The organism is Sphingobium sp. B8D3B (assembly GCF_025961875.1).
Lineage (GTDB): Bacteria > Pseudomonadota > Alphaproteobacteria > Sphingomonadales > Sphingomonadaceae > Sphingobium.
Genome location: NZ_JAOQON010000001.1, coordinates 935,120 through 948,870, shown reverse-complemented (window position 1 = coordinate 948,870; position 13,751 = coordinate 935,120). Strand labels below are relative to the sequence as shown.

Below are 13,751 nucleotides of genomic sequence, written 5' to 3'. Positions count from 1 at the left end.
GACACCGTGAAATCATTGCATCTCCGACGTCCGGTGACCACGCCAAATCAGATGTACAGACCTCTCGGGACTCTGTCTGAAACCGGACGCCACTTGCGCCCTGAATTTGTCCACGCCGCCTAGCGCTTAATCAGCGTCACTTGCGATACGTCGATGCTCCGCCCTGCGAAACCGCCTTCGCAATACATGAGGTAGTAGCGCCACATGTCCACGAACCGCGCATCGAACCGGGCTGGCAGACGCCCCGCATCCACCACTGCGTCGAAGCGCGCCCGCCACTGCCGCAGCGTCCAGGCGTAATCGAGGCCAAAGCGGGTCTGATCAGCCCACTCCAGCCCTTCACGCTCGGCGAGATGGCGAAAGCGCCGTTCCGCGATCAGGCAACCGCCGGGGAAGATGTAGCGCTGGATGAAGTCGGCCCGTGCGGCATAGGCCGGGAAAATCTCGTCATCGATGCTGATATACTGGATGGCCGCGCGCCCGCCGGGCTTGAGCAGCCGGGCAATGCAGGTGAGGTAAGTCGGCCAATAGCGCTCCCCAACAGCCTCCACCATTTCCACACTGGCAATCGCATCGAACCGGCCGGCACAGTCGCGATAATCCTGCAGCAGGACCTGAGCCCGGTCCTGCGCGCCCAATCCCTCGATCCGGCCCCCGACGATCTGCTGCTGCTCAGTGGAGAGCGTGAGACCGGTGTAGCCGATATCGGCCCGCGCCAACGCGCGCTCGGCCAGTCCGCCCCAACCGCATCCAATTTCAAGCAGTTGCTGACCATCTTTAAGATCGAGCCTCGCCAGGAGCTCGTCGATCTTGCGGACCTGCGCGGCTTCCAGCGTCTCGTGCGGATGCGTCGGGCGCGCGCTGGAGTAGGTCAGCGTCTCGTCCAGCCACAGCCGGTAGAAATCATTGCCGAGATCATAATGCTCGGCAATGTTGCGCCGCGCGCCGCGCCGGCTGTTATGCCGCCGCGCCAGCTTCCAGCGGCCCATCAGGCGCGGCAGGCCAGTCGAGCGCGCGGACTTCCCCAGCGAACGGGCATTGGCGCCGAACAGGGCGAACAGCGCAACCGGATCGGGGCTCGACCAGTCGCCATCCGCCCAGGCGCGATACCAGCCGGTTGAGCCGGAGGCCGCCAGCCGGATCAAGGCCCGCCAATTGGCAAGGCGGACGATCGCGGAAAAGCCCTGCTTGCGCCCGCCGAGCAAGCGCACCGATCCATCCGGCAGATGCAGTTCGAGTGATCCACGCATCAGACCCCGGTCGACCCTCACGAGCATCGGCTCGAACAGCCGCGTCGGCAACGTCCGCCAGAAACGCCCACCCACCTGCGCGCCGGCCCGGCGCATCATGGCGCGCTGGCGGCTGGCTTTGGGATTGTGAATGGTCATGCGCCCATATGAGCGCATTCCTCCCGCAAAGACAACCGGGCCGCGCTCAGCCTTTCACACGGGCATAAGCGGCGAGCGCCCGCTCTCGTGCGGCGCGATGCTCGATTAACTTGGCCGGATATTGCGCTGGCCTAACACCCGCGGACTCGGGATCGTGGATTGCGGCGTCCTTCACATGCGCCAGCTCCGGCACCCAGCGCCGGATATAGGCGGCCGCGTCGAACTTCTCGGACTGGGTGAGCGGCGCCATGATCCGCACGAACATGTTGGAATCGATCCCGGTGCCCGCAACCCACTGCCAGTTGACGGCATTGTTGCCATAATCGGCATCGACCAGCGTATCCCAGAACCAGCGCTCCCCTTCGCGCCAGTCGATGAGCAGATGCTTGATGAGGAAGCTCGCCGCGATCATCCGCACCCGGTTGTGCATCCATCCGGTCTGCCAGAGCTGGCGCATCCCCGCATCGACAATCGGGTAGCCGGTGCGACCCTCCTGCCAGGCCTTGAGGTCCTCCGCCGCCTCACGGCCCGAGCGCCACGGAAAGACATCGAACTGCGCGCGACCGTTAAGGCTGCCATAATCGCTCATCTGCGCGATGACATTCTGGGCATAATCGCGCCAGCCCAGTTCGCGCAGATAAACCTCGCTGGCGCCATCCTCACAGCCGAGCGCGTGCCACAGCGTCGCCGGCGAAATCTCGCCGAAATGCAAATGCGGCGACAGGCGCGAGGAGCCCTCTATGGAGGGCAGATTGCGGCCTTCGTCATAGTCATCGACATGGTCCATAAAGGCATCGAGCCGATCGTGGGCGCCCGCCTCGCCAGGCGACCAATCATGCGCGAAACCGCCCGCCCAATTAGGCGAAGTCGGCAGCAACGCCCAGTCTTCGAGTTGATCGCTCACCGGCCATTTTGGGGGAGCAGGAACGGTATCAGGCGCCGGCACGGGCCGACCCGGCGGCATCACCTCCCGCAGTGCGCGCCAGAAGGGCGTGAAGATCTTGTAGGGGCCGCCGCTGCCCGTGGTCAGGGCGCCCGGCGGCATGAGGTAATTGCCATCGTGCAATATCAGCGCGCGGGAGCGCGCAACCGCCTTCTCTGCCTGGCGCCACCAGGGCTCATAATGATGCAAGGCATGGATCCGGGCGGCGCCGGTCTCCGTGGCCAACGCGGCGAGAACCGCCTCGGCCTTGCCCCGGCGCAGGATCAGCCGCGAACCGCGCGCGCGGAGGGCAGCGTCGAGGCTCTCGAGACTATGATGCAGCCACCAGCGCGAGGCGCCGCCCATGGCCCGGTGCCGCGCCGTCTCATCATCGAGAATATAGACCGGGATCACCGGCCCGTCCGCGCACGCCTGTATGAGCGCGGCCTGATCGGTCAGGCGAAGATCCCGCCGGAACCATAAGATGCTCGCTGCCGACATCGCCCTACCGCAATGCTTGCGCCGGCACCTGCACGGAAAAGCTCGCGCTGGCGCCGCGCCCCGCAAAGCGCTGGTCGGAGATCAGCAGGTCGCCATTCTCCGCCCGCTGCGCGACCGGCATCCGCGACCAGAACAGGAAAGCCCGCGCATCCTCATCGCGCTGCCGCGCCCGCTCGACGCCGGGATCATCCATGCCGGTCGGCATCCCTTCCGCTGCGCCTGCATCGGCTTCAAGCCCGGTGGCGAGGTTGTAGGGAAAGCCGCCGAAGCGCCCGTCCCCGCGCCAAAGCATTTCGCGCGACCAGGGTGCGAACGGACGCGGATTGGCGACCACCAGGTCCGGTTCGCGGCCTTGGGCGCGCAGCCATGCGGCGGCTTTCGCCTCCGCCGAGCCGGTGATCAGTTCGTTGACGAAGATATAGGCGCAGGCGGCCGTCGCGATGATCCGCGCGCGCTGCATCATCGGCGCGGGCCCGGTGCGTTCGCCGCGCCGTGCCCAGAGATAGCCGCCGATCAGCAGCGCCCAGAGCCAGATATCGATGATGAACAGCGTATCGCCATGGAACCACTGGTCGCTGAACGGCGAGAGCAATCGGATGCCATAGCTGTTGAGCCAGTCGAACGCGGGGTGGCTGAGCGTCCCGATCTGCGCGACGACCCACAGCCAGACTATGCTCACCAGCGGCCGCGTCTCTGGCCGTGTCCCACGCCTCGCCTGCCAGCGGTCGAACGCGACCATGATCGCGGTGAGGATCAATGGCAGCACGATCATGGCGATCGGGCCGTGCGTCAGCCCGCGTCGCAGTGCCAGCGCCTGTGTCCCCAGCAACGTGCAGGTCGCATCGATATCCGGGATGTTCGCCGCGATGATAATCGTCGGCATGGCAAGGCCGGAGGTGCGCTTGAGCCCGATCTGGCCCAGCACGGCGCCCACCATGCTATGTGTGAGATTATCCATGTCCCCGTCTTCACGACCCTGCCGCCGCAGGTCAAGTTGCCCGAGAGGGCGGGAACGGATCAGGGGCGCGGCGGGGATCACGAAAAAAGGCGCGGACTTAGCCCGCGCCTTTTCACGTCTTCTCAGCCTTATGCGGCTTAGTAGCGGTAGTGATCAGGCTTGAACGGACCCTCGGGCGTCACGCCGATGTAAGCGGCCTGCTTGTCGGTCAGCTTGGAGAGCTTCACGCCCAGCTTCTCGAGGTGAAGCGCTGCGACCTTCTCATCGAGATGCTTGGGCAGAACATAGACCTCGTTCTTATAGGCATCGCTCTTGGTCCACAGCTCGATCTGCGCCAGCACCTGGTTGGTGAAGCTGGAGGACATGACGAAGCTCGGGTGGCCGGTCGCGCAGCCCAGGTTCACCAGACGGCCCTTGGCGAGCATGATGATCTTCTTGCCATCGGGGAACTCGACCTCGTCGACCTGCGGCTTGATCTCGGTCCACTTCATGTTGCTGAGCGCCGCGATCTGGATCTCGCTGTCGAAGTGGCCGATGTTGCAGACGATGGCCATGTTCTTCATCGCGCGCATGTGGTCGAGCGTGATGATGTCTTCATTGCCGGTCGCCGTCACGAAGATGTCGGCACGGGTGGCCGCTTCTTCCATGGTCACGACTTCATAGCCTTCCATCGCTGCCTGCAGGGCGCAGATCGGGTCGATCTCGGTCACCAGCACGCGGGCGCCGCCATTGCGGAGCGAGGCCGCCGAGCCCTTGCCGACATCGCCGAAGCCGGCGACGCAGGCGACCTTGCCGGCCAGCATCACGTCCGTAGCGCGGCGGATGGCATCGACCAGCGATTCCTTGCAGCCATAGAGATTGTCGAACTTGGACTTGGTGACGCTATCGTTCACATTGATCGCCGGGAAGGGCAGCTTGTCCTTCTTGGCCAGCTCATAGAGCCGGTGAACGCCGGTGGTCGTCTCTTCGGATACGCCCTTGATCGCCGCGACCGTCTTGGTGAGATAGCCGGGACGCTCGGCAAGGAAGCGCTTGAGGGTTGCGACGAAGATCGTCTCTTCCTCGTTGGACGGTGCGAACAGCTCTTCACCGGCCTCGACACGCGCGCCCCAGAGCGCGAACATTGTGGCGTCGCCGCCATCGTCCAGGATCATGTTGCAGGTCGTGTCCTGACCCCAATCGAAGATCTTGATGACATAGTCCCAATATTCCTCGAGCGTCTCGCCCTTGATGGCGAACACGGGGATGCCCCGCTCGGCGATCGCAGCGGCGGCATGGTCCTGGGTCGAGAAGATGTTGCAGGTGGCCCAGCGCAGCTCTGCGCCCAGCTCAGCCAGCGTCTCGATGAGCACGGCGGTCTGGATCGTCATGTGCAGCGAGCCGGTGATCCGCGCGCCCTTGAGCGGCTTGGATGCGCCGAATTCCTCGCGCAGCGCCATCAGGCCCGGCATTTCGGTCTCGGCGATCTCGATCTCCTTGCGGCCGAAGCCAGCGAGGGAGATGTCCTTTACGATATAGTCCTGGGCCACGGTCGCCACTGATCATTCTCCTGATTGCCTGAGCCGGGGCCGCTACGCACGCCACCGGTAACACCGCGGCGCCTTACCAAGGCTATCGCTCCCTCGCAAATATAAAGATATCTTTATGTGATTGGGGTCGGGCGGAAGGGATAAAGGAAGCCAGCCCTGCCGTGTCAGGCGTGTCCCATATTGCCGGTCAGCATCGCGGGATCGATGCCTTCGAGCGAAAACGCCCCGGCCCAGCGGTTCTCCGGCGCCATCGAGAACAGCCGATAAGGCTGCGCCTTGCTGAGATACCAGCCCGGCGCGGCCAGCTCCGTTTCCAGCTGTCCCGCGCTCCACCCGGCATAGCCCAAGGCGACCAACCAGCGGGCCGGCCCGCCGCCCGAAGCAACGGCGTGCAGCACCTCCATCGACCCGGTGAGCGCAATCTCGTCATCGATGGGGTGGCTGTCCGCCGTCATCCAGTCCCGACTGTGCAGCACAAAGCCGCGGCGCGGTTCGACCGGGCCGCCTTGCAACACCGGCTCATCGCCCACTGACTGCGCGTCGATGCCCAATGACCCAAGCAAACCGTGCAGCCCCATGCCCTCCATCGGCTCGTGCAGCGCAATGCCCAGGGCGCCGCCCTCGTCATGCACGCAAAGGAGAATGACTGCGCGCTCGAACCGCGCGTCCGGCATATCCGGCATGGCCAGCAGCAATTTGCCGGCGAGGGAGAGTCTCGGTTGCGCGGGCGCGCTCATGCGATGGGCCTCCTGATCGCGACCATGCCTTGTTGGGGAGCATGCGTCCACCCCGCAGGCGCTTGGCCCGTCCGGCCCAGCGGCCATCGTACCGCAGAGCGGCCCGGCCCCGCACAGCATCAACCTTGACAGGCGCAGGCCGAACACCGACTTGCTCGCTGCGCGCTGGTTCACCAGCCGCGCCCTTTCCCCCAGAACAGGAGACACCGATGACGATCAAAGTTGGCGACACGCTGCCCGAAACAACCTTCGTCAAGATGACCGAAAACGGCCCCGAACCGGTTGACAGCAAGAATTATTTTGCTGGCCGCAAGGTCGCGCTCTTCTCCGTTCCGGGCGCCTTCACGCCCACCTGCTCGGCCAAGCACCTGCCGGGCTATATCGAGAAGGAAAGCGACCTCAAGGCCAAGGGCGTCGACGAGATCGCCTGCACCGCCGTCAACGATCCGTTCGTCATGGGCGCGTGGGGCAAGGCCTCGTCGGCTGATGGCAAGGTGACGATGCTCGCAGATGGCAATGGCAGCTTCGCCGAAGCCGTCGGCCTCACCATGGACGGCAGCAAGTTCGGTCTCGGCACGCGCGGCCAGCGCTTCTCGATGCTGGTCAATGATGGCGTGGTCGAGCAGCTCCATGTCGAAGCGCCGGGCGAATTCCGCGTCTCCAGCGCAGATTTCATGCTCGAGCAGCTCTAAGACCATTGCGAGCGGGGCGGTGGCACAGGTCGCTGCTGCCCCGCCCCGCGCCCCTCTTCCGCCTGTCATACAGGCCAGCTATGAAGGGGCATGAACCAAGCTTCCAGCACCCACATCGTCGAAGCGCTGATCGCGGGCTATGAAACCGCCACCGCCAATCTGCGCGAGGCCATTTTCGCTTATGCCAAGGATGGCACCGTGCCTTCCGCCCGCTCGGTGGCGGACCGGGATTTCTGCTATCCATCGCTGATCATCGACTATCATCAGACCAATGACGGCGTGCCGAGCCGCCGCTCCTTCGCGCGCCTCTCCCGCCCGGGCCATTATGTGACGACGATCACCCGGCCGCAGATGTTCGCGCGCTATCTGACCGAACAGCTCGATCTGCTGATGGCCGATTATGAGGTGGAAGTCAGCGTCGGCCGGAGCGATCAGGCAATCCCGTTCCCCTATGTGCTGGATTCGCTGCCCGCCGGCACACTTGCTGCGATCCCGCCCAGCGAATTGGCGCGCCATTTCCCGTCGACGGAGCTCGCGCAGATCGGCGATGAGGTGGCGGACGGGCTGCTGTTGCCGGGCCCATCAGGCGAGCGTCCGCTGGCGCTGTTCGATGCGCTGCGCACGGATTTCAGTCTGGCGCGTCTGCGGCACTATACCGGCACGCCGCCCGAGCACGTCCAGCGCTACATTCTGTTCACCAACTATCACCGCTATGTCGATGAATTCGTTCGCTGGGGCTGCACCGAACTCAAGCGACCCGGCACGCGCTTCACGGCGCTTTCCGGTGCGGGGGGTGTCGAGGTCACCGCCGACACCGCCAATCCGGAAAGCGCGATCGCTGACAGCGCCTGGCGGCGTCATCAGATGCCGGCCTATCATCTGATCGCCCCGGATGGCACGGGCATCACGCTGGTCAACATCGGCGTCGGCCCCGCCAACGCGAAGACCATCTGCGATCATCTCGCCGTGTTGCGGCCCGAGGCATGGCTGATGATCGGCCACTGCGGCGGCCTGCGCCCCAGCCAGCGGATCGGCGACTATGTGCTGGCCCATGCCTATCTGCGCGACGACCATGTGCTCGACGAAATGCTGCCGCCGGAAATTCCGGTGCCCGCCATTGCCGAGGTGCAGGTGGCCATGGCCGAGGCGTGCGAGCATATTCTGGGCGCCAGCGGCGACATGAAGCGCCGCCTGCGCACCGGCACCATCGTGACGACGGACGACCGCAACTGGGAACTGCGCTACTCCCGCTCGGCCCTGCGCTTCTCCCTCTCGCGCGCGGTGGGCGTGGATATGGAGAGCGCGACCATCGCGGCCCAGGGATATCGCTTCCGGGTGCCTTATGGCACGTTGCTGTGCGTTTCCGACAAGCCGATCCATGGCGAGCTCAAGCTGCCGGGCCAAGCCAATCGTTTCTACGAGGAGGCCATTGCCGGGCACCTCGCCATCGGCATCGAGACCTGCGAACGCCTGCGCCAGCAGGGCGACCGCCTCCACAGCCGCAAGCTGCGCGCGTTCAACGAGCCGCCGTTTCGCTGACGGTGCGAAGGGACGTCAGGCAGGGCTCTCCTCCGCCAGCCGGCCGGCGACGCAAAGCCGATCGCGGCCCCCGCGCTTGGCCTCATACAGCGCATCGTCCGCCCGGCGCAGGAATGTCGTGCGCCCCTCCGCCTCCGCAAGCGTGGCTGCGCCGATGCTGGCGGTGACCGCCAGCGTGTCGCCATTGGGCAAATCGATGCTGTGGTCGCGCAACTGTCGCAGCAGCCGGTGCCCCAGCCGCGCCGCATCTTCCAGGCTGCTGTCCGGCGTGATGACGACGAACTCTTCGCCGCCATAGCGCACCACGATGTCATTCAGACGCACCTGGCTCTGGATCAGCGAACTCACGTGACGCAACACCTGATCTCCGACCAGATGCCCATAGAAATCATTGACGCCTTTGAAGTGGTCGAGATCGATCATCAGCGTCGAGAGGGGCAGTCCCGAGCGCCGGGATCGACTGATCTCTTCGTCCAGCCGCGTATCGAGATAGCGCCGATTGAACGTGCCGGTGAGCGGATCGCGCACCACATCGCGCTCCAGGATGGCGATGCGCACGAGATCCTGCGTGGTCAGCGCGGAGAGCCGGGCCACGGCGAGCACGAAGAACCCGCCCGCCAACAGAATCAGACTGCCAAGCAAATCCGTTGGCTCCGACACCGTGGCAAAGCGGGTGCTGCCGTACATGGCATAGGCCATGATGAAGCCGACGACCAACCAGCGAAGGCGATTCCAGCGGCGGTACAAATCGCCACCTTTGAGGGCCTTGAGGATCGAATGGATCGAGGGAAGGGACGATGCGAGCAAGCCAATGCCGGCCGAGACGATTAACAGGAGAAGCCAGACCATATGCCCACCAGACCATCTAACATGCTGTCAAATAGCATGTTTATCTAAGCATTGCGCGCATTCCCTGCTGCGTTAACCATCATTCGCACGTCCACTCGCCTCGCCCGCGCCTAGCGCATCAGCGGACTATCAAGGCTTCGGTGTAAGGACGGGGCAGAGCGGCTCGCCCTGCCCCGCTGGCGGCTCACCAGCCGCAGCTCTTTCCCTTGTTCTGCCGGTCAAGCCAGGTCTTCAGCGGCGAGAAATAGGCGGCCAGCGCCTTGCCGCTCATCTCGCGCGAGCCGGTGAAGGTCTCCAGCGCGTCCGGCCACGGACGGGAGGCGCCCATTTCTAGCATAGCGTTCAGCTTTTCGCCGACGGCCTTGTTGCCGTAGAAGGAACAGCGGTGGAGCGGCCCCTTCCAGCCCGACTGCTTGCAGGCAGCCTCATAGAATTGGAACTGCAGCAGCCGCGCCAGGAAGTAGCGGGTATAGGGCACGCTCGCCGGAATGTGATATTTCGCCCCGGCGTCGAACGCGTCATCCGGACGGTCCGTCGGCGGAACGATGCCCTGATATTGCAGCCGCATGGCATTCCACGCCTTGTTGTAGTCTGCGGGCTGGATCGAGCCGTCGAACACGCCCCAGCGCCAGCGATCGATCAGCAGGCCGAAGGGCAGGAAGGCGATCTTGTCCATCGCCTGCCGCAGCAGCAGGCCGATGTCCTTGTCCGTGCCTGGCACCTTGGACGGATCGAGCAGGCCGATGTCGACCAGATATTGCGGCGTGATCGACAGCGCGATGGTGTCGCCAATGGCCTCATGGAAGCCGTCATTGGCGCCGTTCAGATAGAGGAAGCTCTTGTCCTTATAGGCGCGCTGATAATAATTGTGCCCCAGCTCGTGGTGGATGGTGACGAAGTCGCCGCTGTCCACCTTGGTGCACATCTTGATGCGGATATCGTCCTTGTTGTCGATATCCCAGGCCGAAGCGTGGCAGACCACTTCCCGGTCGAGCGGCTTGATGAACTGGGTGCGCGTCCAGAAGGTTTCCGGCAGCGGATCGAAGCCGAGCGAGGAGAAGAAGCCCTCGCCGAACTTGAACATCTGCGTTTCCCACTTGCCACGCTTGGCGGGGTCCGCCTCAGTCGGGCTGGTTTCCACATAGCCCTTGGCCTTGAGCAATGCGCCGATGTCATAGCCCAGATCCCCTGCTCCGGCCGGCGCGACCAGCGGGTAGATATTGCCCCATTCCTGCGCCCACATATTGCCGAGCAGATCGGCGCGGATCGGCCCGGTCTTGGGCTGGACGGCATCGCCATATTTGGCGTTCAGCTTATCCCGGACATAGCAGTGCAGCGAATCATAGAGCGGCTTCACATCCTGCCAGAGCTTTTCGGTCAGCTTGGCGAAGTCGTCCGGCGGCATATCGTAATTGGAGCGCCACATCGCGCCGGCATCCGCAAAGCCCAGCTCCTTGGCGCCTTCATTGGCGATGGTTACCAGCCGCTCGAACTCGCCGCGCATCGGTTTGCCGACATTGTCGTGCCAGCTCGTCCACATCTCGCGATATTCGTTCGGCGTGTGGTCGAGATTGCCCATCTCCGCTTCGATATCGCTGCCGTTGATCGGCTTGCCGTCCAGCGTGCCGCGGCCCTTGCCATAATCGGACTGCAGCTTGGTCGCGATGGCGTTCAGCTCGGCGGCGGCGCCGGGCGTGGTCGGCGCCGGCAGCACGATGCCTGCCCGCAAGATGTCGAGCTTGCGCTTGGTGTCGTAGGAGAGGCCCGGCACCTTCTCGAACTTGGCGGCCTCCAGCGCATAGCGGACCGACATCTCGGTGCCCTTGGCGCCGACGCGGGCGGCAAGCGCATCGGTATCCTCGGTCAGATAGGTCGCGTTGACCCAATAGACCTGATTGGCCTCCAGCGAATAATCGAAGAATTCCTTCTCCGCCTGCGCCACGAGGGCATCGGCCTGCGCCGCCGTGGGCATTGCCTGTGCCGGAGCCGAATCGGCCTGGGCAAAAGCCGGCGCGCCGCAAACGGCCAATGAGAGCGCTGCCGCTACGGCAAGGCGCGAAACGGGATTGAGCATGATTGGTGTCCCTGAACCTGTGGCCTGAGCCTGTGGATTACGGCCAAGCTGGCCTGTCAGGGCTAGGTTCGTCAACCCGCGAGATAATCGGCGATGACCTGTCCGAATTCCGGTTTGGTGATCGCTGTCATATGCGTGCCGGGGCATGTCCCGCGCTTTGCATTGGGTAGAGCCGTGACCAGCGCATCGGCCGAGCCGTTATCGTCATCATCCTCGCCGCACAGCACCAGGGTCGGCATCTTCACCTTGGCCAGCACCGCGCGATCCATATCGCTCATACTCATCAGCAGCAGGCGCAAGGCGACCGGATCGATCTTCATGGTCTTCATGAACTGGATCGCCATATAGTCGCGGTCGCCAGGTCGTACCGTCTCGAAATGATCGAGCGCATTGAGAAAGAACTGCCGGCGGCGCGTCCACTCCAGCAGGCCTTCCAGCCCCATGCCGCCGAGCACCAGTCGCCGCGGCGTCATGCCCCGGTCGATCAACCCCAGGCATAGCCGCGCGCCCATGGAATAGCCGGCAAGATCGAACTGCGTGACGCCCAGCGCGCCGATTACCGCTTCCAGGTCCAGCAGCATCACGTCCTGCGGATAGGCATCGGCATCCGTCGGCGCATCGCTGCTGCCATGCACGCGCTGATCGATCATGATCGCCTCGAAACCGGCATCGGCGATCTTCTGGGCCGTGCCATATCGCTGCCAGTTGATTTGCGCGCTTGAACTGAGGCCATGCAGCATGATGACCGCCGGCCCATCGCCGAGCCGATGGACGGCGATGCGCGTGCCACCATGGCCCTGTAGATGGTCGAGGCGGATCGTCGATGTATCTGTCATCGCCTGATTGTGGGCGAGATCGCCCACCGAAGGCAAGGCGAATACGCGGGAAATGAGCGCGCCGTCCCGTCGCCGGGGTACAGAGTCTGGACTTGCTTTTAATAAGCCGGCTTACTAAATGCGCCGGCATCATGGACGGCAATCATCTCGCCTTTGCAATCGGCGACCTCGGGCGCCTGTATCGTCGCAGGTTTGACGAGCGCACCCGCAGCCTTGGCATTACCGGGCCGCAGATGCGCGCGCTCGCGCAGATCATGCGCTTTCCCGGCATCAACCAAGGCGCGCTTGCCGAGCGGCTGGATGTCGAGCCGATCACGACCTGCCGCATGGTGGACCGTCTCGAGCAGGCCGACATGGTCGAGCGCCGCCGTGATCCGCAGGACCGCCGCGCCTGGCAGCTGTTCCTGACCGAGGCGGCCAAGCCGCTCGCCGCCGAATTGCAGCAGATCGGCCAGCGGGTTCTGAATGAATCGCTCGCCGGCATTTCAGCGGAGGAGCAGGAAACCGTGCTTTCCGTGCTCTGCCGCATCCGCGACAATCTTTCCGGTGATAGCCAGCCTGCCACTGACGAGGCCGCAAAGGAGGCGGCAGTCCATGTCTGAAGCCGATCCTGCCCTGCGTCCGACCGCTCAGGCGCCTGCGCCTGCCGAGACCGTGGCCGCACCAGATGAAACAGCCGCAGCGGAGCCGCGCGGCAAGCGTTTGCGCAACCGCCTGCTCATGATTTCGGTACCGTTGATCATTCTGGCGGTGGGCGCGTGGTTCTGGGCGACGAGCGGGCGCACCGTGTCGACCGACAATGCCTATGTGAAGCAGGACATCGTGGCGGTCGGCAGTGATGTAGCAGGGCGGATCATCGAGGTGGAGGTTCGCGAGAACCAGATGGTGAAGGCCGGAGACGTGCTGTTCGTCGTCGACCAGCAGCCTTACAAGGTCGCGCTCCAGCAGGCTAACGCCCAGATCGCCAACGCGCAGGTCGCGGTCGGGCGCCTCCGCACCGATTTTCAGGCAACGAATGTCGACATCACCGGTGCGCGTGAGGATGTCTATTACGCCCAGCAGGATCTCGACCGGCAGCAGGCGCTAATGAAGGACGGGTTCACCACCCGCGCCCGTCTCCAGCAATCCCAGCAGGCGCTCGACAATGCCCGCACGCGGCTGCGCACGGCGGAGGCCGATGCCGCCAAGGCCAAGGCGGCGCTCGCCAACGGCGCGCAGGTGCCGGGCGTGAATCCTGAAATCGCCGCGGCGCAGGCCCAGCGCGATCAGGCCGCTCTCAACCTCGATCGCACCGTGGTCCATGCCCCCGTCTCCGGCCGGATCAGCCAGGCCAGTCGCCTGCAAGTCGGTCAGATGGCGGTGCAAGGTCTGCCGCTGGTCAGCATCGTCGCCAGCGACCGGATCTGGGTGACCGCCAATTTCAAGGAAACCGATCTCGACAGGATGCGCCCGGGCCAGAGCGCGGATATCAAGATCGATGCCTATCCCGGCTCGCATATCCGTGGCCATGTCGACAGCATCGGTGCGGGTACGGGCTCGGAATTCTCCGTGCTCCCGGCCCAGAATGCCAATGGCAACTGGGTGAAGGTGACGCAGCGCGTGCCGGTGCGCATCGCTATCGACGGCCATCCGGAGCGGCCGATGATCGCTGGCCTGAGCGCGAAGGTCACGGTGGACATTCACGCGACCAAAGCTGGCGCCGCAGTCGCCTCCGCCCGCTGACGCA

12 protein-coding genes are annotated in these 13,751 nt (G+C 64.4%); 4 read left to right on the top strand and 8 right to left on the bottom strand.

The window, feature by feature from the left end:
- Positions 1 to 119: 119 nt before the first annotated feature.
- The 5 genes from M2343_RS04415 to M2343_RS04395 all read right to left on the bottom strand — a co-directional run bounded on the left by M2343_RS04415 (position 120) and on the right by M2343_RS04395 (position 6,035).
- On the bottom strand, positions 120 to 1,388 hold the full coding sequence (locus tag M2343_RS04415) for an SAM-dependent methyltransferase (RefSeq protein WP_264575732.1): 1,269 nt from the start codon (positions 1,386 to 1,388) through the stop codon (positions 120 to 122).
- Positions 1,389 to 1,434: 46 nt separating this feature from the next.
- A complete protein-coding gene (locus M2343_RS04410; RefSeq protein WP_264575731.1) occupies positions 1,435 to 2,811 on the bottom strand; it encodes a cryptochrome/photolyase family protein in 1,377 nt (458 codons plus the stop codon).
- A 4-nt stretch (positions 2,812 to 2,815) separates the two neighbouring features.
- Positions 2,816 to 3,769 carry a metal-dependent hydrolase gene (locus tag M2343_RS04405; protein ID WP_264575730.1) on the bottom strand — a complete coding sequence of 318 codons (954 nt, stop codon included), beginning with the start codon at positions 3,767 to 3,769 and terminating at the stop codon, positions 2,816 to 2,818.
- Positions 3,770 to 3,906: 137 nt separating this feature from the next.
- Positions 3,907 to 5,307 (bottom strand): adenosylhomocysteinase, encoded by a 1,401-nt coding sequence (ahcY, locus tag M2343_RS04400; RefSeq protein ID WP_264575729.1) that lies wholly within the window; start codon positions 5,305 to 5,307, stop codon positions 3,907 to 3,909.
- 155 nt (positions 5,308 to 5,462) lie between these two features.
- Positions 5,463 to 6,035, bottom strand: a complete 573-nt coding sequence (locus tag M2343_RS04395; protein WP_264575728.1) for a YqgE/AlgH family protein — start codon at positions 6,033 to 6,035, stop codon at positions 5,463 to 5,465.
- Between the two features lie 209 nt (positions 6,036 to 6,244).
- Between M2343_RS04395 and M2343_RS04390 the strand changes: the two genes are divergently transcribed.
- Entirely contained in the window at positions 6,245 to 6,727 is a 483-nt protein-coding gene (locus M2343_RS04390) for a peroxiredoxin (RefSeq protein WP_181559727.1), read from the top strand.
- Between the two features lie 90 nt (positions 6,728 to 6,817).
- Positions 6,818 to 8,266 carry an AMP nucleosidase gene (locus M2343_RS04385; RefSeq protein WP_181559728.1) on the top strand — a complete coding sequence of 483 codons (1,449 nt, stop codon included), beginning with the start codon at positions 6,818 to 6,820 and terminating at the stop codon, positions 8,264 to 8,266.
- Positions 8,267 to 8,281: 15 nt separating this feature from the next.
- On the opposite strand, the gene M2343_RS04380 is transcribed toward M2343_RS04385, so the two are convergent.
- The 3 genes from M2343_RS04380 to M2343_RS04370 form a co-directional block, all read right to left on the bottom strand.
- The gene (locus M2343_RS04380; RefSeq protein ID WP_264575727.1) at positions 8,282 to 9,115 is read right to left on the bottom strand and encodes a GGDEF domain-containing protein; all 834 of its coding nucleotides are present in this window, start codon (positions 9,113 to 9,115) and stop codon (positions 8,282 to 8,284) included.
- Between the two features lie 184 nt (positions 9,116 to 9,299).
- Positions 9,300 to 11,189: a M2 family metallopeptidase gene (locus M2343_RS04375; RefSeq protein ID WP_264575726.1), complete on the bottom strand. Its 1,890-nt coding sequence runs from the start codon at positions 11,187 to 11,189 to the stop codon at positions 9,300 to 9,302.
- 71 nt (positions 11,190 to 11,260) lie between these two features.
- Complete coding sequence (locus M2343_RS04370) at positions 11,261 to 12,025, bottom strand: alpha/beta fold hydrolase (RefSeq protein ID WP_264575725.1); 765 nt, start codon at positions 12,023 to 12,025, stop codon at positions 11,261 to 11,263.
- 131 nt (positions 12,026 to 12,156) lie between these two features.
- On the opposite strand from M2343_RS04370, the gene M2343_RS04365 reads away from it, so the two are divergent.
- Both M2343_RS04365 and M2343_RS04360 read left to right on the top strand, forming a co-directional pair.
- Positions 12,157 to 12,627, top strand: a complete 471-nt coding sequence (locus M2343_RS04365; RefSeq protein ID WP_264570360.1) for a MarR family winged helix-turn-helix transcriptional regulator — start codon at positions 12,157 to 12,159, stop codon at positions 12,625 to 12,627.
- Positions 12,620 to 13,747: an HlyD family secretion protein gene (locus tag M2343_RS04360; protein WP_264575724.1), complete on the top strand. Its 1,128-nt coding sequence runs from the start codon at positions 12,620 to 12,622 to the stop codon at positions 13,745 to 13,747. Before M2343_RS04365 ends, M2343_RS04360 begins: the two co-directional genes overlap by 8 nt.
- Positions 13,748 to 13,751 lie beyond the last annotated feature (4 nt).

Coding starts and splice junctions, on each gene's coding strand:
- M2343_RS04415 (WP_264575732.1), bottom strand. CDS start 1,388: ATGACCATTCACAATCCCAAAGCCAGCCGCCAGCGCGCCATGATGCGC.
- M2343_RS04410 (WP_264575731.1), bottom strand. CDS start 2,811: ATGTCGGCAGCGAGCATCTTATGGTTCCGGCGGGATCTTCGCCTGACC.
- M2343_RS04405 (WP_264575730.1), bottom strand. CDS start 3,769: ATGGATAATCTCACACATAGCATGGTGGGCGCCGTGCTGGGCCAGATC.
- M2343_RS04395 (WP_264575728.1), bottom strand. CDS start 6,035: ATGAGCGCGCCCGCGCAACCGAGACTCTCCCTCGCCGGCAAATTGCTG.
- M2343_RS04390 (WP_181559727.1), top strand. CDS start 6,245: ATGACGATCAAAGTTGGCGACACGCTGCCCGAAACAACCTTCGTCAAG.
- M2343_RS04385 (WP_181559728.1), top strand. CDS start 6,818: ATGAACCAAGCTTCCAGCACCCACATCGTCGAAGCGCTGATCGCGGGC.
- M2343_RS04380 (WP_264575727.1), bottom strand. CDS start 9,115: ATGGTCTGGCTTCTCCTGTTAATCGTCTCGGCCGGCATTGGCTTGCTC.
- M2343_RS04375 (WP_264575726.1), bottom strand. CDS start 11,189: ATGCTCAATCCCGTTTCGCGCCTTGCCGTAGCGGCAGCGCTCTCATTG.
- M2343_RS04370 (WP_264575725.1), bottom strand. CDS start 12,025: ATGACAGATACATCGACGATCCGCCTCGACCATCTACAGGGCCATGGT.
- M2343_RS04365 (WP_264570360.1), top strand. CDS start 12,157: ATGGACGGCAATCATCTCGCCTTTGCAATCGGCGACCTCGGGCGCCTG.
- M2343_RS04360 (WP_264575724.1), top strand. CDS start 12,620: ATGTCTGAAGCCGATCCTGCCCTGCGTCCGACCGCTCAGGCGCCTGCG.